The sequence below is a fragment of the Roseburia sp. TF10-5 genome, assembly GCF_003462365.1.
In the GTDB taxonomy this organism is placed as follows: domain Bacteria; phylum Bacillota; class Clostridia; order Lachnospirales; family Lachnospiraceae; genus Roseburia; species Roseburia faecis.
On the sequence record NZ_QTYW01000011.1, the window covers coordinates 36947 to 56217 of the forward strand.

At 44.4% G+C, this 19271-nt stretch carries 14 protein-coding genes and 1 riboswitch; of the genes, 12 read left to right on the plus strand and 2 right to left on the minus strand.

The window, feature by feature from the left end; genetic code table 11:
* The first annotated feature begins 23 nt into the window (after positions 1 to 23).
* The 5 genes from DXD06_RS10900 to DXD06_RS10920 all read left to right on the plus strand — a co-directional run bounded on the left by DXD06_RS10900 (position 24) and on the right by DXD06_RS10920 (position 8756).
* Positions 24 to 1754, plus strand: coding sequence for a methyl-accepting chemotaxis protein (locus DXD06_RS10900; protein ID WP_117831769.1), 1731 nt, complete (start codon positions 24 to 26; stop codon positions 1752 to 1754).
* A gap of 23 nt (positions 1755 to 1777) precedes the next feature.
* The gene (locus tag DXD06_RS10905; RefSeq protein ID WP_117831771.1) at positions 1778 to 3613 is read left to right on the plus strand and encodes a diguanylate cyclase domain-containing protein; all 1836 of its coding nucleotides are present in this window, start codon (positions 1778 to 1780) and stop codon (positions 3611 to 3613) included.
* A 370-nt stretch (positions 3614 to 3983) separates the two neighbouring features.
* A complete protein-coding gene (locus DXD06_RS10910; RefSeq protein WP_117831773.1) occupies positions 3984 to 4937 on the plus strand; it encodes a tetratricopeptide repeat protein in 954 nt (317 codons plus the stop codon).
* Entirely contained in the window at positions 4937 to 6181 is a 1245-nt protein-coding gene (gene hflX / locus DXD06_RS10915; protein ID WP_117831775.1) for a GTPase HflX, read from the plus strand. Before DXD06_RS10910 ends, hflX begins: the two co-directional genes overlap by 1 nt.
* A gap of 205 nt (positions 6182 to 6386) precedes the next feature.
* Complete coding sequence (locus tag DXD06_RS10920) at positions 6387 to 8756, plus strand: phosphoketolase family protein (RefSeq protein ID WP_117831778.1); 2370 nt, start codon at positions 6387 to 6389, stop codon at positions 8754 to 8756.
* Between the two features lie 9 nt (positions 8757 to 8765).
* Here the strand turns inward: DXD06_RS10920 and DXD06_RS10925 are convergent, their stop codons facing one another.
* The gene (locus DXD06_RS10925; protein WP_117831780.1) at positions 8766 to 9815 is read right to left on the minus strand and encodes a helix-turn-helix transcriptional regulator; all 1050 of its coding nucleotides are present in this window, start codon (positions 9813 to 9815) and stop codon (positions 8766 to 8768) included.
* 72 nt (positions 9816 to 9887) lie between these two features.
* Positions 9888 to 11732, minus strand: a complete 1845-nt coding sequence (typA, locus tag DXD06_RS10930) for a translational GTPase TypA (protein ID WP_117831782.1) — start codon at positions 11730 to 11732, stop codon at positions 9888 to 9890.
* 221 nt (positions 11733 to 11953) lie between these two features.
* On the opposite strand from typA, the gene DXD06_RS10935 reads away from it, so the two are divergent.
* From DXD06_RS10935 to pyrF, 7 genes are all read left to right on the plus strand, one after another.
* On the plus strand, positions 11954 to 12580 hold the full coding sequence (locus DXD06_RS10935) for a single-stranded DNA-binding protein (protein ID WP_022045175.1): 627 nt from the start codon (positions 11954 to 11956) through the stop codon (positions 12578 to 12580).
* 73 nt (positions 12581 to 12653) lie between these two features.
* Positions 12654 to 13139 carry a cob(I)yrinic acid a,c-diamide adenosyltransferase gene (locus DXD06_RS10940; protein ID WP_117831842.1) on the plus strand — a complete coding sequence of 162 codons (486 nt, stop codon included), beginning with the start codon at positions 12654 to 12656 and terminating at the stop codon, positions 13137 to 13139.
* Between the two features lie 39 nt (positions 13140 to 13178).
* Positions 13179 to 13360: riboswitch (Lysine riboswitch) on the plus strand.
* Between the two features lie 65 nt (positions 13361 to 13425).
* Positions 13426 to 14313 (plus strand): 4-hydroxy-tetrahydrodipicolinate synthase, encoded by an 888-nt coding sequence (dapA, locus tag DXD06_RS10945; RefSeq protein WP_117831784.1) that lies wholly within the window; start codon positions 13426 to 13428, stop codon positions 14311 to 14313.
* A 21-nt stretch (positions 14314 to 14334) separates the two neighbouring features.
* A complete protein-coding gene (dapB, locus tag DXD06_RS10950; protein WP_117831787.1) occupies positions 14335 to 15096 on the plus strand; it encodes a 4-hydroxy-tetrahydrodipicolinate reductase in 762 nt (253 codons plus the stop codon).
* Between the two features lie 114 nt (positions 15097 to 15210).
* Entirely contained in the window at positions 15211 to 16986 is a 1776-nt protein-coding gene (locus tag DXD06_RS10955) for a lectin like domain-containing protein (protein WP_117831789.1), read from the plus strand.
* Positions 16987 to 17001: 15 nt separating this feature from the next.
* Complete coding sequence (locus DXD06_RS10960) at positions 17002 to 18288, plus strand: dihydroorotase (RefSeq protein WP_055261805.1); 1287 nt, start codon at positions 17002 to 17004, stop codon at positions 18286 to 18288.
* 25 nt (positions 18289 to 18313) lie between these two features.
* Positions 18314 to 19246 carry an orotidine-5'-phosphate decarboxylase gene (gene pyrF / locus DXD06_RS10965; RefSeq protein WP_117831791.1) on the plus strand — a complete coding sequence of 311 codons (933 nt, stop codon included), beginning with the start codon at positions 18314 to 18316 and terminating at the stop codon, positions 19244 to 19246.
* Positions 19247 to 19271: the final 25 nt, after the last annotated feature.

Genomic DNA, 19271 nt, shown 5'->3' on the forward strand with positions numbered 1-19271 from the left:
AGGCAGAAAGAGAGGAAATACCTATGAAGTGGTTGAATCAGATCAGTATTAAAGTAAAGGTTATGCTGCCAATTTGTATTTTGGGAATTGTTATTCTTTTGGCAAGTATTTCAAGTCTTGTAAATTCGAAAAGGCTGTTGCAGGCGGGGGTCGTAATTTCGCAGGATTGTTCGAAGAGTATTGAACTATTGATGGATATGTCATCCGAACTGGAATCCATGGGGAAAAATATGTATGGACACTGTGATGCGGAAAATTCTATTTCCAAAGAAAGCTTTGCAACATCCATCCATGAAAAGCTGGAATCTATGGATAGTTATTTTAAAAAGTATAAAAAACAGAAAAAAACAGCGCGGGAAAAAGAATATTTCGGGGCATTACAAAATCGCTTTAAAAAGTATAAAGAAGGAATGGAACAGGTCCTTACCGCAAGTTCAAAAGGCGATGCGGATGGTGCAACGGAGGCAATCAATGTGATACAGAAACCTTCGGAAGATTATCTTGCAAAGAAAATCAGCAGTCTGATTGCTATGCGGAAACAGGCAATGAATGATTCATTACAAGCACAGCAGGCAGCATATGAATTTTCAAGAAATTCTGCTATTGTATTCATTGCAGTTTCAACGCTTATGATTTTGTTTTCTCTTTGGATATGTCTGAAGGGGATTGTAGCACCGATGCACTATATCAGTCAGACATTGCAGAAAATGGTGGCAGATATTGAAAAAAATCAGGGAGATCTTTCTGTAAGATTAAAGATTTCAGGAAAAGATGAGATTGGTAAAGTCGGAAGGAATGTAAATGCATTTATTGATACGCTTCAAAATGTTATGGGACGGATTACAGACAGTTCTTTGCGTATGAACCAGATTATCCGGGAGGTGGATGACAAGGTACGTAGTTCAAACGAAAATTCGGATGATATTTCCGCTGCCATGGAAGAATTATCGGCATCCATGATTTCCGTTGCGGATATGGTTTCCGGGATTACAAAAAATATGAAAGAAGTGGAAGATCGTACGAAAGAACTTTCGGAAAAATCGGATGGTCTTTTATCCTATTCAGATACGATGGATCAGAACGCGGATAAACTCAAAAATGATGCAATTTTAAATAAAAAAAATACGGGAGAAATTGTCACTGATATTATCGGAAAACTGCAAACAACAATTCAGGAAAGTAAAAAAGTAGAAAAAGTCAGTGAACTTACTAACGATATTTTAAATATTGCAGATCAGACCAATCTGCTTGCATTAAATGCATCCATTGAGGCAGCACGTGCAGGTGAAGCAGGACGTGGTTTTGCAGTAGTTGCCTCTGAAATTGGTAAATTATCGGAATCCAGCAGGGACGCAGCGGTTAATATCCAGTCCATCAATAGTACCGTGATTGGAACCGTGCAGGAATTGATAAAAAATGCTAACGCGCTGGTAACTTATATGGAACAGAATATACTTCCGGATTATGACAATTTTGTGTGTGCTGGGGCACAGTATAATGATGATGCAGTCTATATTAATGAAGTGGTTGAGAAGTTTCATCAGATGGCGGCAGATTTAAAACAGCGCACCGAGTCAGTAATGGAATATATTTCACAGATTCAGAGGGCGGTAGAAGAAGGTTCTGAAGGTATTAATCTTGCTGCAAAAAATACAGCCACGCTTTCCGAAGAAATTTCACACATTTCCAGCCAAATCATGTATAATAAAAAAATAGCTGATGTACTCAGTGAAGAAGCAGAACACTTTATTTAATAAAGGACACAGATGGAGAAGGCATGAAACGAAAAATTGCAATTATTGCAGACGGATGGCGCAGACATATTACATATGTCTGGATCCGGGGATGCAGGAATTACATCAAAGAACATGAGCTGGATATAGAAATTTCGGTATTTCACAGTTTCGGAAATTTCAGCAGGGATGAAAAATTCAATGCAGGAGAATACAATATCATCCATCTGCCGGATTTGTCACAGTTTGATGGTATTATTCTGGAAGTTACGAATATGCTGAATCAGAAAAAGAAACAGCAGATCATACGGATTATTCAGGAGTCTGGGGTACCGGCAGTATCGCTGCTTGAAAAAATTCCGGGATTGTATCATGCAGGACCGGACAATTACGCAACAATGGAACAGATGGTGGAGCATCTGATAGTGGCTCATTCCTGCAAAACATTAAACTATGTGGGAGGACCGGCAGACAGCCAGGAAAATCTTTTGCGTTGGCAGGCTTATGAAGATGTCCTGCAAAGATATGGAATTCCGCTTGAAAATGACAGAATCTGGAATGAAAGCTATGAAGTGGAGAGCGGTGTCCGTGCATTCATACATTTTCAGGAAAAACATCTGCTGCCGGATGCCTTTGTCTGCGCAAATGAGAATATTGCGGTGGGGCTCTGCCATCAGGCACAGCAGGAAGGATTTAAAATTCCGGCTGATTTTTGTGTGACAGGATTTGATAATTTTGATAAAGCATCTTATTACAGACCGCGGATTACGACGGTGTCATACGAGAGAGAAGTCATTGCTGAGGCAGCCATGGATCTTTTGGTACAGATCTGGGGGCAGAATACAACAGCTGACTGTAAAACGGTTCCTGTACAAATGTTGTTTCAGGATAGTTGTGGCTGTAAACCAGAACAGGTAAGAAGCAGGAGTGAATATATTGAAGACCGGATTTTTCAGGAAGTGAGGGAAATTGATCTGCACAATGAGATTATGGAATTAAAGCACAATCTTATCGAGTGTGAAGATTATAAGCAGATGGCACAGTATTTTACAAAATGTGTCTGTGGTCTGCGTTGTAAAGGCGTGCGTATCTGGATGAATCAGGATCTGGTGGAGGAATCATTGAGCGATTCCATGGGTGAGGCTTCTTATATTACAGATGGATATCCGGATACCATGCACGTGATCTGTGAAAAGGGAATGGAGCAGGAATATTCATTGTATGTGTATGTACCACTGCATTTCCGGGAGCGGGAAGTAGGGTATGTTGTTCTGGCAGACTGCGATTATATGCTTGAAAATCAGTTCTTGTTTGAAACAATGAATACGTATCTGGAATCCCTGGAATATCTGTATCGCAAACTCAGGCTTCGAAAAGCAAACGAAAAATTATCCCGGTTGTATGTGCTGGATTCTCTTACAGGGTTGTATAACCGTATGGCATACCAGGAGTTTGCAGAGCCTTTGTATGAAAAATGCAGATTGCAAAAAAAACCGGTGACGGTTATGTTCATTGACGCGGATCATCTGAAATATATTAATGATACGTTTGGGCATGATATGGGGAATCTGGAAATTCGTGGGATAGCAGATGGGATTCGTAAAGTATTTCCGCCGGAAGCCGTTTCCATGCGGTACGGTGGAGATGAGTTTGTTGTACTGCTTCCGGGATGTGAAAAAACGCAGGCTGAAAGTTTAAAGGCAGCGTTTTTAAAAGCATTGGATGAAATATCAAAAAGTCTTCATGCTGAATTTGATGTGGAAGCGAGTATCGGATATGAGGTAGTTCTCTGCGGGGAAAAAAGTCTCAATGAATGTATCAATAATGCGGATGAAAAAATGTATCAGTTTAAAAAAGCGCGGAAAGCACAGCGCGAATAAGTGCTGTTTCTGGGAACCGGATGTCCGGTTCCCATTTTTTCTGAAATGATTGCAAAAGTACGGAAAATACCGTAAGATATAGGAATGAAGAAGGAGAACGGCATGTATTATTTGATGAATAAAAATGAGAAAATTGCAAAGACGGCATTTGAAGGGGGGCATGCCTGACTCCGGAGACGAGAAAGACGCTGATTGGACTGCGGGAGTTTGCGTTTGAGAAGCACCCGAAATATAACCTGCCGGACTGGAGGTTAGAGGCACTGACTGCTGAGATGCATGCGATCATAGATGCGATTCTGGAAAAGGATGCTTTAAGAACGAAACAGATTGCGGTAAAATAAAAGTAGTTTTCAGAAAGAGAGAATAGAACATGAAGAAGCGAATCATTTCCGTGCTGCTTGCAACAGTGTTTGCGCTGTCTGTGATTGGATGCGGAACGAAAGATACAAAGGAACAGGATGCCTACCGGCAGTATGGAATTACCTGCATGGAGAGCGGAAAGTATGAAGATGCGGTCAAGGCATTTCAGAATGCGCTTGGAGAGTCGATCGGACATATCGGGGAGAAAGAACTGGATATCTGTTTTTACAAGGCAAAAGCACAGGCACTGAACGGAAAGACAAAAGATGCACTTGCAACGTATGATGCCATTATCAAATATAATAAAGATGCACGCGCATACTATCTGCGTGGAGATCTTTATATGGATATGGGAGAAGAAAAAAAGGGCAAGGCAGATTTTGAGAGTGCTGTGCAGCATGGCAAAAAAAATTATGAAATCTACATTGGAATCTATGAGTCTTTGAGCCGGCATGAGAAAAAGGACGAGGGACAGAAATATCTGTCGGCTGCGATGGAGATCAAAGGGGATAAACCGGAAGACGAACTGTATAAAGGAAGAATCAGTTATCTGCTCGGTGAAAACAAAGATGCCATCAGTTATCTGGAAAAAGCAAAAGAACATAAGCAGATGCTGGCATCGTATTATCTGGGACTTGCATATGATGCCAATGGAGATTCGGACAAGGCAAAGAAATGTATCGCGGAGTATATAAAGAGTGGAGTGGCTACATCCTATGATTTGTATGAACTTGGCATGCAGGAGATGCAGGATGGAAATTATAAGAATGCATTGACGTATTTTAATTCCGGTCTGGAACTGGAGAAAGTGCCGAATAAGCAGAATCTGATGAAAAGTGCCATTGCGGCATATGAGTACAGTGGCGACTTTGATTCCGCGAAAAAGATGATGAAGGAATATTTAAAGGCTTATCCGGATGATGAGGAAGCAAAACACGAAAATACATTTTTGGAGACTAGATAATGGGTGAACCAATTGTTTTAGAAGATTTTAAAGAGAGAGTTATTCTGGTGGGTGTAAGTGAGCAGGATGGAGACGATGCAGAGGATTCGCTCGCTGAGCTTGCCGAACTGGTAAAGACTGCGGGGGCATCGGTTGCCGGTACGCTGATCCAGAAACGGGAGCTGATCCATCCGGGAACCTATGTGGGAACCGGAAAAGTAGCAGAGATTGCAGAACTTTTAGAGCACACGGGGGCAACGGGAATTGTCTGTGATGATGAATTGTCCCCTGCGCAGTTAAAAAATCTGGAGACGATGTTAAATACCAAGGTGATGGACCGGACGCTTATCATACTGGATATTTTTGCAGCCCGTGCAACAACCAGTGAGGGAAAAATTCAGGTGGAACTTGCTCAGCTGAAGTACCGCCTGAGCAGATTAACTGGACTTGGCAGATCCATGTCCCGTCTGGGTGGTGGAATCGGTACCCGTGGACCGGGAGAAAAAAAGCTTGAGATTGACCGCCGTCTGATCAATGACCGGATTGCACAGCTCAACCGGGAATTAAAAGAAGTGGTCAAACACCGCGAAATTGCCAGAGCAAAAAGAGAGCGCAATGCAGTTCCGGTTGTGGCAATTGTCGGATATACAAATGCCGGAAAATCCACCCTCCTGAATCATCTGACGGACGCAGAGGTTTTAGAGGAGGATAAACTGTTTGCAACGCTGGACCCGACGACACGGATGCTGGAGCTGGAAGGACACCAGCAGGTGCTGCTGACGGATACGGTAGGTTTTATACGGAAACTGCCGCATCATCTGATTGAGGCATTTAAAAGTACACTGGAAGAAGCAAAATATGCGGACTATATTATTCATGTAGTGGATGCTTCCAATCCGCAGCGCGACAAGCAGATGTATATCGTCTATGAGACACTTGATCATCTTGGAGTTAAAAATAAAAAAATTCTGACGCTTTTTAATAAGATCGATATCAGAACCGATGATGACCCACTGCAGGATTTTCGTGCGGATCATGTTCTTCAGATTTCCGCAACGGAAAATGTCGGACTGGATGCAGTAAAAGATGTGCTGCAGGAAATGTTAAGAGAAGATAAAATTTATATTGAACGCGTGATTCCCTATGCGCAGGCAGGTGTATTGCAGCTTGTACGAAATAAGGGAGAACTTGTCTCAGAAGAGTATGTGCCGGAAGGAATTTCCATTCGGGCATATGTCCCTATGGAGGTATACGGAAAACTGTAATCGCTGTGTGTGAAATTTTATAATCCTTTCTTTTGGCTATGGTTTTAATGGAAATAAATGAAAAAATAAGTAAATAACAGGAAATACAAGTCGGAACAGGTAACTTTTTGGAAAATTAATGGGAATAGGAAATTGTGGAATATGGGTGGATTTCCTAAAATATAGGCATCTAATGATAATATGATTTTACAGGAGGACAGTCAGGATGTCAGATGTTGTTGAAAAACAGCCGTTAACCGAAGATTACCTGAAGAAGATGGATGCCTACTGGCGCGCAGCCAATTACCTTGGTGCCGCACAGTTATATCTGCTGGATAATCCACTTCTTCGAGAGCCGCTTACCAGAGATCAGGTAAAGAAAAAGATTGTTGGTCACTGGGGAACCGTACCGGGACAGAACTTTGTCTATGTACATTTAAACCGTGTGATCAAAAAGTATGATCAGGATATGATTTTAATTTCCGGCCCGGGACACGGCGGAAACTTCTTTGTTGCCAATACTTATCTGGAAGGTACCTACAGCGAGGTATATCCAAATATCGGAGAAGATCTGGATGGACTGAAGAAACTGTGTAAGCAGTTCTCTTTCCCGGGAGGAATCTCCAGCCATGTAGCTCCGGAAACTCCGGGCTCCATCAACGAAGGTGGTGAGCTGGGATATTCCCTGGCACATTCGTTTGGTGCGGTATTTGATAACCCGGATCTGATTGCTGCCTGTATCGTGGGAGACGGTGAGTCCGAGACCGGACCTCTTGCAACTTCATGGCAGTGTAATAAGTTCTTAAATCCGGAGAGCGATGGAGCGGTTCTTCCGATCCTTCATCTGAATGGATATAAGATCAGTAATCCAACCATTCTTGCACGTATTTCTCATGAAGAACTTGAGCATTTCTTTGATGGATGCGGATGGAAACCATATTTTGTAGAGGGCGATGATCCAATGACCATGCACCGCAAGATGGCAGAGACGCTTGATACCGTTATGGACGAAATCAAGGCGATCCAGAAGAATGCAAGAGAAAACCACGATACCACAAGACCAAAGTGGCCAATGATTGTACTTCGTACTCCAAAGGGATGGACAGGGCCAAAGGTTGTAGACGGAAAGCAGATCGAGGGATCTTTCCGTGCGCATCAGGTTCCGATCATGATGGACAAACCGGAGCATCTGGAAATGTTAAAAGAGTGGTTACTCAGCTACCATCCGGAAGAATTGTTTGATGAGAATGGAAAACTGATTCCGGAACTGAAAGCACTTGCACCGACCGGAGACCGCAGAATCGGTTCTAACCCACATGCAAACGGTGGTAAGCTCTTACGTGACTTAAGACTTCCAGATTTCCGTGATTATGCACTTGATGTTCCGGCGCCGGGAAGCGTTGAGGCACAGGATATGGTAGAACTTGGCGGATTTGTCCGTGATATCTTCAAACTGAATGAGGATTCCAAGAACTTCCGTATTTTCGGACCGGACGAGACAATGTCAAACCGTCTGATGAAAGTCTTTGAGGAGACAAACCGTGACTGGAACAATGAAAAACTGGATTCCGATGAATTCCTTGCTACAGATGGCCGTGTTATGGATTCTATGTTAAGTGAGCATATGTGTGAGGGATGGTTAGAGGGATATCTTCTGACAGGACGGCATGGATTCTTTGCAAGTTATGAAGCATTTATCCGTGTGGTAGATTCTATGTGTGCACAGCATGCAAAGTGGTTAAAGGTATGTAATCAGCTTCCGTGGAGACAGTCCATTGCTTCCCTGAACCTGATTCTTACATCCAATGTATGGCAGCAGGATCACAATGGATTTACCCATCAGGACCCGGGATTTTTAGATCATATTGCAAATAAGAAGGCAGATGTGGTACGTCTTTATCTGCCACCGGATACCAACTGTCTGCTGTCCTGCTTTGATCACTGCATCAGAAGCCGCGATTATGTGAATGTGCTTGTTACATCCAAGCATCCGAGACAGCAGTGGCTGACCATGGAACAGGCAGTAAAGCATTGTACACAGGGTATCGGCATCTGGGAGTGGGCAAGCAACGACCAGGGACAGGAGCCGGATGTGGTTATGGCATGCTGTGGAGATACTCCGACACTGGAGACATTAGCAGCAGTTACGATTTTAAGAAAGGCAATGCCGGAGATTAAGATTCGTGTGATCAATGTTGTCGATCTGATGAAACTTGAGCCAAGCACCAAGCATCCGCATGGTCTGACAGATGCAGAGTACGATGCGCTGTTCACCAAAGATAAGCCAATCATCTTTGCATTCCATGGGTATCATACACTGATCCACGAGCTGACCTATCGTCGTACCAACAGAAATATTCATGTATACGGATATCAGGAGGAAGGAACCATCACAACACCATTCGATATGCGTGTACAGAATGAGATTGACCGTTTCCATCTGGTAAAGAGCGTAATTGAGCATCTTCCACAGTTAGGAAATCGTGGCGCTTATCTGACACAGAAAATGAATGACAAGCTTGTAGAACACAAGCAGTACATTCATGAGTATGGTGTTGATATGCCGGAGATCCGTGACTGGAAATGGGATTTATAAAATAAAATATCAACAGGATTCTTTGCGGAACTGTGCCGGAGTCATCCGGTGCCGTTCCGTAAATATTTTGTAGAAATATCCTTTGTTTTTGTAGCCGACTTCGGCAGCAATCGCATCGATTGTCAGTCTGGTGTGCAGCAACAGTTCTTCGGCTTTCTGCAGACGCAGATGCTGCAGATATTCCGTATAAGTCATTCCGGTCCGGTTTTTCAGTAACCGGTTGAAATAATCTTCCTGAAAATGGAATTCTTCACAGAGCATTCGTATGGAAATGTTTTTCATATGCTGCTTCATATAATCAGAAATTTCTTCATATAAAATCCAGTTCATTTTCTGTCGCAGTTTTTTTGACAGCGAAAATTCATATTGTGTACTTAAAATACGAAAAATGCGCAGGAGAAGTCCCCGACAGATGATCGGAGAAGCCTCATCATGACGCTGTAATTCCAAAAGAAGTGATGTTATGGTTTCATCCATCTGTGAGACTGCCTCCTCTGCCTGAGGGCGAAAATGCAGATATTGCTGGAGCGATTTCTGTTCCATCAGTGCCATCTTCAGGAACGAGCTGATACGCTCTGTTGTAATCTGCCGGTTCATAATGTCCTGAAACATCACATTGGTAATGCCAAGAAACAGAAGTGTGGCAGAAGTTCCTTCCATGATTTCCTGATGCAGACAGTTTTTGTCGATCAGGCAGACTTCACCCCGGTGAAAAGTAAATTCATTGCCCAGAATTTTCTGCCGGTATTCTCCGTCAATGATATAAAACAATTCCAGATATTCGTGTGAGTGCATCTGCGTGCGCATGCCGGGTGTAAACTCTTTTTCATAAAGGAACGAGGGCTGGGAGGGCAGAATCGTTGCAGAAAGCATATGTCCGTCATGAATATCCCACAGCAGGGAAAACAGATGTTCATTTTCCGGAAGCGGATAGGTTTTGACAACGCTTTCATGAGCCGAATATTCCAGATGCAGAATCTGAAACCGGCTGAAGTTATCCGGGATCTGTGTATTTGCACTCTGATAAATCAAATGTTTTGTAAAATTCTTCAAATCCATGGAACGTCTCCTGTAAAAAATTACTCCACCATGGAGGTGGAGTAATTGTAAGTGTATGTTTTTGCCTGTTATTTATTTCATGGCATTTTTCTTGGCGATGGAAGCACGCTTGCGCATCGTAGGATCCAGAATTCTCTTGCGGATACGCAGGCTTTCCGGAGTTACCTCAAGAAGCTCGTCGGTATCAATGAAGTCAAGAGCCTGCTCTAGGCTTAATTTGCGAGGCGGAACCAGAGTCAGTGCCTCATCAGCAGAAGAGGAACGTGTATTGGTCAGATGCTTTTTCTTGCAGACATTTAACTCAATATCTTCGGCTTTGGAACTCTGTCCGATGATCATACCGGAATATACTTTCTCGCCAGGTCCGATAAAGAGCGTACCACGCTCCTGTGCGGAGAACAGACCGTAAGTTACGGATTCACCGGTCTCAAATGCAATCAGGGAACCGGTAGAACGGTAAGCGATCTCACCGCGGAATGGCTCATATCCGTCAAACATGGTATTGATGATACCGTTTCCTTTGGTGTCGGTCATGAACTCCCCACGATATCCGATCAGACCACGGGAAGGAATCTTAAACTCCAGACGGGTGTAGCCGCCGGCGATGGAACCCATATTCTGCAATTCGCCTTTCCGCTGCTGCAGTTTGGAGATAACAGCTCCGGTAAATTCATCCGGAACGTCAACATAAGCAAGCTCCATCGGCTCAAGTTTTTTGCCGTTTTCATCATAGTGATAGAGAACTTCGGCTTTGCTGACTGCAAATTCATATCCTTCACGGCGCATATTCTCGATCAGGACGGACAGATGCAGCTCACCACGGCCGGATACTTTTAAGCTGTCCGGGCTGTCGGTTTCTTCGACACGGAGAGAAACATCGGTATTTAACTCACGGAACAGTCTGTCGCGGATATGACGGGAAGTGACATATTTTCCTTCCTGACCGGCGAGAGGACTGTCGTTTACGATGAAATTCATGGAGATCGTCGGCTCGGAAATCTTCTGGAACGGAATAGCTACCGGATTTTCCGGAGAACAGATGGTATCTCCAATGTGAATGTCCGCAATACCGGAGATGGCTACGATGGAACCGATCTTTGCTTCACTGACATCTACTTTATTTAAACCATCGAACTCATACAGTTTGCTGATGCGGACTTTCTCAAGTTTGTCTGGATCGTGATGGTTGACAACGACTGCTTCCTGGTTGACTTTCAGGGAACCGTTGTCGACTTTACCGATACCGATACGGCCAACGTATTCGTTATAATCGATGGTACTGATTAAAACCTGTGTGTTGGCATCCGGATCTCCGGTCGGGGCAGGGATATAGTTTACGATCGTCTCGAAAAGAGGAGTCATGTCCTTCTTTTCATCGTCGAGATTGTACATAGCGTATCCGTCTCTTGCGGAAGCGTAGATGAACGGGCAGTCAAGCTGCTCATCGGAAGCATCCAGATCCATGAAAAGCTCTAACACCTCATCAATCACTTCTGCAGGGCGCGCTTCCGGACGGTCGATCTTGTTGATGCAGACAATAACCGGGAGATTTAAAGCAAGTGCCTTCATCAGTACGAATTTGGTCTGCGGCATGGTTCCCTCGAATGCGTCTACGACGAGGACTACACCATTTACCATCTTAAGAACACGCTCTACCTCACCACCGAAATCGGCATGGCCAGGCGTATCGATAATGTTGATTTTTGTATCCTTATAAAATACAGCGGTATTTTTGGACAGGATAGTGATACCACGCTCACGCTCGATATCGTTTGAATCCATGACACGTTCCTGTACTTCCTGATTGGCACGGAACACACCGCTTTGTTTTAACAGCTCATCGACCAATGTGGTTTTACCATGATCGACATGGGCGATGATTGCGATATTACGAATGTCGTCTCTTGTTGTTACCATAAATTTAACCTTCTTTTTAATATTGTTTAACTTTACATAAATAACCTATCCTATTTTATCATAAAAAGCTGATTTCGCAAGCTTTTTTCAACGTACACCGGCGATTTAAGCGTTTTAGATAGTTTTCGCCGGCCTTATCGACAAGGTTTGATGATTTCTACCAACCATTAAATGGTAAAACAGAAGCCTATCAAAAATTTCCACAAAAGGAAGGAGTATTCATGGCAGATAAAATGTGTGAAAACAATCAGGTCACTATTATGGGAGAAATTGTATCGGACTTTTCGTATAGTCACGAGGTATATGGGGAAGGATTTTATATGGTGGAAGTATCTGTCCACCGCCTGTCCAGTTTCGTCGATTATATTCCGGTGATGGTATCGGAGCGTCTGGTCAATGTGCAGGAGAGTGCGGAGGGAAAATGCGTCTATATTACAGGACAGTTCCGTTCATTCAACCGGCATGAGGAGCATAAAAACCGTCTGGTGTTATCGGTTTTTGCGAGGGAGTTTGAACTGGTCGAGCAGTTTGAGGAAGAAAATGCAGCCAACCAGATTTTTCTGGATGGATTTATCTGTAAGGAATCGGTATACCGAAAAACACCTCTGGGAAGGGAGATCGCGGATCTTCTGGTCGCAGTCAACCGGTCATATGGCAAATCGGACTATATTCCCTGCATCTGCTGGGGCAGAAATGCAAGATTTGCGTCCGGATTCGAGGTCGGATCACATGTGCAGATCTGGGGAAGAATCCAGAGCCGCGAGTATGTAAAGAAAGTCAGTGAGACACAGGTGGAGCAGAGGGTTGCTTACGAGGTATCCGTCAGCAAGATTGAATTCCTGGAGTAGACTTGATTATTTGACGCTTTTGTGTTATCTTACATAGGATTTCATTTGGTTAAGAGATATCATGGAGGCTGAAATGGACAGAGGAGTGATTCAGGTTTATTATGGAGAGGGACATGGTAAATCGACCGCGGCGATCGGAAATGCAATCAGGGTTGCCAGCGAGGGAAAAAGCGTCATTATCATTCAGTTCTTAAAGGGAAAAAATGAAAACGAACTGACATTTTTAAGCCGGCTGGAGCCGGAAATAAAAATATTCCGTTTTGCAAAATCGGATGAGTGTTTTGAGGCACTTTCCGAGGAGGCAAAACAGGAAGAAAGTATGAATCTGCGCAATGGATTCAATTACGGAAAGAAAGTCGTTACGACAGGTGCCTGTGATATGCTAATCTTAGACGAGGTACTTGGAATTGTGGACGAAAAGGTGATAAGCCCTGAAGAAATCGGTGAGCTGTTTGCCGCAAAGCCGGAAGAAATGACTCTGGTCTGCACAGGACGCGTTCTGGATGAAAAAATCCGTGAGGCAGCAGACGAGGTTTATAATATCGCACCGGAGAAATAGATTGACAGACTATGCCGGTGGTGGTAGAATGAAAGAAATACATGGGATAGAGGTCGCGTAATTCATGAGTAGCCTGTTGGATGTGGCAGACACAGTCGAATGCAGGTAAAAGGGGAAAGCGCCGAAAGAACCGGATGACTGCAGTCTGGTTTTTGGGCATGCGGTGAATAATCGTATGACTGTCAGAAGCGTATGAGCGTGGATGGAGAGCTATCAGATCTAAAAAAGGTTAGATTGACCAGCTCGTTTTGAGCTGGTTTTTTTATTTAGAAAGGAGAATAAAACAGTGGCAATTTTTAAGGGAGCCGGAGTCGCAATCGTGACACCAATGAAGAACAATGAGGAAGTTAATTATGATAAACTTGAGGAACTGATTAACCAGCAGATTGACGGTGGTACAGATGCCATCGTAATTGCAGGTACGACAGGAGAAAGCGCAACACTTACGATGGAAGAACACCGTGATGTGATCAAGGCAGCCATCGAGTTTACAAAACATCGTGTTCCGGTTGTGGCAGGTACCGGTTCAAACTGCACACGTACAGCCATTCAGCTTTCACAGGAGGCAGAAGAAGCGGGTGCAGACGGACTTCTTGTTGTGACACCATATTACAATAAGGCAACACAGGCGGGACTGATCAGTCACTATTCCCAGATTGCAGACAACACCAAGTGCCCGATCATCATGTACAACGTACCGGGGCGTACCGGATGCAATCTTCTTCCGGAGACCGTGGCAGAACTGGTTCGCACCAAGAGTAATCTCGTAGGATTAAAAGAGGCAACCGGAAATCTGGCACAGGCTTCCAAGACGATGGCACTTACCGACGGAAAACTGGATCTGTATTCCGGAGAAGATGGACTTGTCGTACCACTGATGTCCATCGGAGCTGTCGGTGTTATTTCGGTATGGAGCAATGTGGCACCGGGCAAAGTACATGCAATGTGCGACAGCTTCTTCAAGGGAGATATCGAAACTGCCAGAAAGCTGCAGCTTGAGGCACTTCCTCTGGTAGATGCACTGTTTTCCGAAGTAAATCCGATTCCGGTTAAGAAGGCATTAAACCTGATGGGTATGGAAGTAGGACCGCTTCGTTCCCCACTCTGTGAGATGAGCGAGGCTAATGCAAAGAAACTTGCAGAAGTAATGAAAAATTATGGAATTTTAGCATAGATCAGGGGGGCACAAAAGAAAATGACAAGAGCGATCATGAATGGCTGCAACGGGAAGATGGGACAGTGTATCACAGGAATCTGTGCGCAGGATGAGGACATTGAGATTGTTGCAGGAATTGATACTTATGATGGAATCAAAAATGATTATCCGGTATTTGCCAGTCTGAAAGAGTGTACGGTGGATGCGGATGTAATCATTGATTTTTCCAATGCAAAAGCAGTGGATGCGCTGCTTGCATATGGTGTGGAAAAACAGATTCCGATCGTGCTTTGTACGACAGGACTTTCCGAACAGCAGCTTGCCGATGTGGAAAAAGCATACGAAAAAGTTGCAATTTTAAAATCCGCAAATATGTCTCTCGGAATCAATACTCTGATGGAACTGCTCAAAAAAGCGGCACAGGTGTTCGCACCGGCAGGGTTTGATATGGAGATCGTAGAGAAACATCATAACCAGAAGCTGGATGCACCGAGCGGCACGGCACTGGCACTGGCGGATTCCATGAATGAGGCACTGGATGAGGCATATACCTATACCTATGACCGAAGCCAGAAGCGCCAGAAGAGGGATAAATACGAAATTGGAATATCTGCGGTTCGTGGAGGCAACATTGTCGGAGAGCATGAAGTGATTTTCGCCGGACAGGATGAGGTAATTGAATTTAAGCATACGGCATATTCCAAAGCAGTATTCGCAAAGGGTGCGGTGGAAGCAGCAAAATTCTTAAAAGGAAAGCCTGCAGGACATTACGATATGGCAGATGTCATTGCGGCAAAATAAACGGGAAGAGAGGCACTGATAATCAGTGCCTTTTTTGCGCAAAATGTTTGACAGTGCAGCTGGTTCATATTTATAATGGAAAGAAAAAACCTGACGATAAGAAAGAGGTAGAAAATGAAAAATAAAACCAGAAGGCTTGCAGCATTTTTGCTTTCTGCAGCAGTTGTCATAACTGCTGTTCCGGGAATGCAGGAACGGGTTTATGCCCAGAAAACCGGCGGATACACAGAGTCACCCAAAAGTGAAAATGTTCCGGTGGTAAAAGAAACAAAATCCAGGCTGAAAAAGGCAGAAGCAGTGCCGTCCGCCTATATGAACAAGTTGTCGGAACTTACGATCCGCTATCCTGGCGTGCGTGATCAGGGAAAATATGATACGTGCTGGGCATTTTCCGCAATCGGACTTGCGGAGTTTGATCTGATTGCAGACAATCAGACGGCAGACAAAAGTATTGATCTGAGTGAATTGCAGCTTGCCTATTTTACTTATAATAATGTAGAAGACCCGCTGGGTGGAACATTTGGCGACTCTTTAAATATTATGAACCATAAAAATTATCTGACCATGGGCGGAAATCTGGATTTCGCGAGCCGGACGCTTCTGCAGTGGGAAGGGGTGACGGACGAGAACCGTGTACCGTACGCTCTGGCACCGACCACCACGACACTGGCAAAAAGCTACGCTTTTGATCAGGATGTGGCACATCTGCAGAATGTATATATTATTAATATTCACAAAAATGCTACCCAGGTGAAACGTGAGATTATGCAGCACGGATCTGCCGGGCTGGGACTGTATATGGACGGAACGGCCAGTTATGCGGGATCGGCAGTCTATGCAGAGACCGGAGAGAATGTGGCAACCTATTACTGCCCGACAAGCAGTGTTGCATCGAACCATGCAGTAAATATTGTGGGCTGGGATGATAATTTTCCGGCATCTTCGTTTACAAATAAACCGGCAGGAGACGGAGCATGGCTTTGCAGGAACAGCTGGTCGGATAAGACAGAAAACAATATCAACAGTTATTTCTGGCTTTCTTATTATGATAAATCCGTCGAGGATGCTGCATGGATTTTTGATTTTGAGTCTGCGGATAATTATGATTATAATTATCAGTATGATGGTGGGGCAGATGTGGGAAAACTGCTTGGAATTTCGACTTCAGCGAATATTTTCAGGGCAAAAAAGGCAGATAATGAACTGGTGAAAGCAGTTTCAATTTCCCTTTCCAAAGATGCGAATGTTCCATATACGATCCGTGTATATACGAATCTGACAAACCTGCATAATCCTAAAAGTGGCATACTTGCAGCAAAGGTGTCCGGTACAACAACGTATGCCGGAACCCATACCATCAGGCTGAATAAAGCGGTATCCGTACCTCAGGGAACTTACTATGCGGTTGTGGTAGAACTGCAGAAAAGCGGTGCCGGACTCGATATGGAATATGCAGTCAGTGACAGCAGTTTAACCAGCCGGGTATATTGTGATTATAATCAGAGTTTCCTCTATCGCGGTGGCAGCTGGGAAGATGTGGCGGATGTAAGCACCAGTTACGGTGGAAGAATCGGAAACATCTGTATCAAGGCATATGCGGATAATGCAGGGACAAGTATCGGTGCGGTAGAGAATATAAAAGCGGTCCGCTGTGCAAAAAATGCAGTGCGTATTTCCTGGGGCAAAACGGCAGGTGCGAAAGGGTATGAAATTTATCAGGCATCCAGCAAGAACGGAACTTATAAAAAGATTGCAGCTACAACGTCCACAAAGTACAAAATTAAGACAACCTCAAAGAAGTCGGTATATTATAAAGTACGCGCTTATAAGACAACGCAGGGTATTCGGATCTGTGGGAATTTTTCGGGATCTGTTGCTGTGAAACGTTAAAAGAAAGGAAAAAGAATGACCATTTTAATTAAAGGGGGACATGTCATCAATCCGGCAACACAGATGGATGAGGTGGCAGATGTCCTGATCGAAGATCAGAAGATAAAAAAGATTGGAAAAGAACTTCCGGAAAAAGAAGCCGAACGTGTGATCAATGCGGACGGATGTTATGTGATGCCGGGATTTATTGATATGCATGTACATTTCCGCGATCCGGGATTTGAACAGAAAGAGGATATTTATACCGGGATGCAGGCCGCTGCGCATGGTGGATATACGACAGTGCTGACCATGCCGAATACAAAGCCGGTAGCAGACAATCCGGATATTGTCAATTATGTGCACAACAAAGCAAAATCCGGGAGCTGTATTCATGTCCTGCAGGTTGGTGCGGTGACAAAGGGACAGCAGGGAAAAGAACTTGCGGATATTGAAGGAATGGTTAAGGCAGGAAGTCCGGCAATCAGCGAGGACGGAAAATCTGTCATGGATGCCGCTTTGTATCGGGACGGTATGCTTGAAGCAGCGCGTCTGGGCATTCCGGTACTTGCCCATTGCGAAGATATCCATATGGTACGCGGAGGTGTCATGAATGCCGATGCAAAGGCAAAAGAACTGGGACTTCCGGGAATTACCAATTCCGTGGAGGATGTGATTGTTGCAAGAGATATTATTCTGGCAAAAGATACCGGGGCACAGCTTCATCTGTGTCATTGTTCCACAAAGGATTCCGTGCTCATGGTAAAAGTGGCAAAGGAAGAAGGTGTCCGGGTGTCGGCAGAAGTGTGTCCGCATCACTTTACGCTGTCCACAGACGATATGAAAGAAGCGGATACCAATTACAAGATGAATCCGCCACTCCGCACAAAGGAAGACGTGAAAGCACTGCGTGAGGGACTGCGGGATGGCATTATGGAAGTGATTTCCACAGACCATGCGCCACACACATTTGAAGATAAAAACCGTTCGATGCAGGAAGCACCGTTTGGAATTGTCGGACTGGAAACCGCCGCATGTCTTACGCATAATGAACTGGTACTCGGTGGATATCTGACGCCGATGCAGATGGCAGCGTGTATGAGTTACCATCCGGCACAGATTGTCGGTATTGATAAGGGAGATATCCAGCCGGGAAAAGCGGCAGATGTCGTGATCTTTGATCCAGAGGAAACCTACCGCATTGACAAAAACACATTTGCTTCCAAGGGAAGAAATACACCGTTTGACGGGAAAGAAGTTACGGGACGTGTAAAGTGCACGATCTGTGACGGCGAAGTTGTATTTAATGAATTAAATAAGTAATAAATTAAGAAGGGAAATCAATCACATGATCAACAAATTAGTAGAAAAAATTAAAAAGACCAACGCACCTATCGTTGTGGGACTCGATCCGATGCTTTCTTATGTGCCGGAGCACATACAAAAAGCAGCGTTCGCTCAGTTCGGTGAGACGTTAGAGGGAGCAGCAGAAGCCATCTGGCAGTACAATAAAGCTATTGTCGATGCAACATACGACCTGATTCCAGCAGTGAAGCCGCAGATCGCGATGTATGAGCAGTTTGGTGTGGCCGGTGTAGCGGCATTCCAGAAGACGGTAGATTACTGTCACGAGAAAGATCTGGTTGTGATCGGAGATGTAAAGCGTGGGGATATCGGTTCCACATCCGCAGCCTATGCGACCGGACATCTCGGAAAAGTACAGATCGGAAGCAAAACATATACCGGTTTTAATGAGGATTTTGCTACAGTAAATCCATATCTGGGAACCGATGGTATCAAGCCGTTTGTGGATGTATGCAAAGAAGAAAAGAAAGGAATCTTTATTCTCGTAAAGACCTCCAATCCATCCAGCGGAGAGTTCCAGGATCGTCTGATCGACGGTCGTCCGCTGTATGAACTGGTTGGTGAAAAGGTAGCAGAGTGGGGAAGCGAATGTATGGGAGATTCCTACAGCTATGTTGGAGCAGTTGTCGGAGCAACGTATCCGGAGCAGGGGGAAATCCTTCGTAAAGTGATGCCGAAATCGTTCATTTTGGTACCGGGTTATGGTGCACAGGGAGGACAGGGCAAGGATCTGGTACATTTCTTTAATGAGGATGGATTAGGAGCAATTGTAAACTCTTCCCGTGGTATCATCTGTGCTTACAAACAGGACAAGTATAAGGAACAGGGCATTACAGAGGAGAACTTTGCAGATGCCTCCCGTCTGGCAGTCAAAGATATGATCGCAGACATATCCGGAGCACTTGCACAGAGATAAAAATAAAGTCGTGATTTTACAAAAG

Coding starts and splice junctions, on each gene's coding strand:
- DXD06_RS10900 (WP_117831769.1), top strand. CDS start 24: ATGAAGTGGTTGAATCAGATCAGTATTAAAGTAAAGGTTATGCTGCCA.
- DXD06_RS10905 (WP_117831771.1), top strand. CDS start 1,778: ATGAAACGAAAAATTGCAATTATTGCAGACGGATGGCGCAGACATATT.
- DXD06_RS10910 (WP_117831773.1), top strand. CDS start 3,984: ATGAAGAAGCGAATCATTTCCGTGCTGCTTGCAACAGTGTTTGCGCTG.
- hflX (WP_117831775.1), top strand. CDS start 4,937: ATGGGTGAACCAATTGTTTTAGAAGATTTTAAAGAGAGAGTTATTCTG.
- DXD06_RS10920 (WP_117831778.1), top strand. CDS start 6,387: ATGTCAGATGTTGTTGAAAAACAGCCGTTAACCGAAGATTACCTGAAG.
- DXD06_RS10925 (WP_117831780.1), bottom strand. CDS start 9,815: ATGGATTTGAAGAATTTTACAAAACATTTGATTTATCAGAGTGCAAAT.
- typA (WP_117831782.1), bottom strand. CDS start 11,732: ATGGTAACAACAAGAGACGACATTCGTAATATCGCAATCATCGCCCAT.
- DXD06_RS10935 (WP_022045175.1), top strand. CDS start 11,954: ATGGCAGATAAAATGTGTGAAAACAATCAGGTCACTATTATGGGAGAA.
- DXD06_RS10940 (WP_117831842.1), top strand. CDS start 12,654: ATGGACAGAGGAGTGATTCAGGTTTATTATGGAGAGGGACATGGTAAA.
- dapB (WP_117831787.1), top strand. CDS start 14,335: ATGACAAGAGCGATCATGAATGGCTGCAACGGGAAGATGGGACAGTGT.
- DXD06_RS10955 (WP_117831789.1), top strand. CDS start 15,211: ATGAAAAATAAAACCAGAAGGCTTGCAGCATTTTTGCTTTCTGCAGCA.
- DXD06_RS10960 (WP_055261805.1), top strand. CDS start 17,002: ATGACCATTTTAATTAAAGGGGGACATGTCATCAATCCGGCAACACAG.
- pyrF (WP_117831791.1), top strand. CDS start 18,314: ATGATCAACAAATTAGTAGAAAAAATTAAAAAGACCAACGCACCTATC.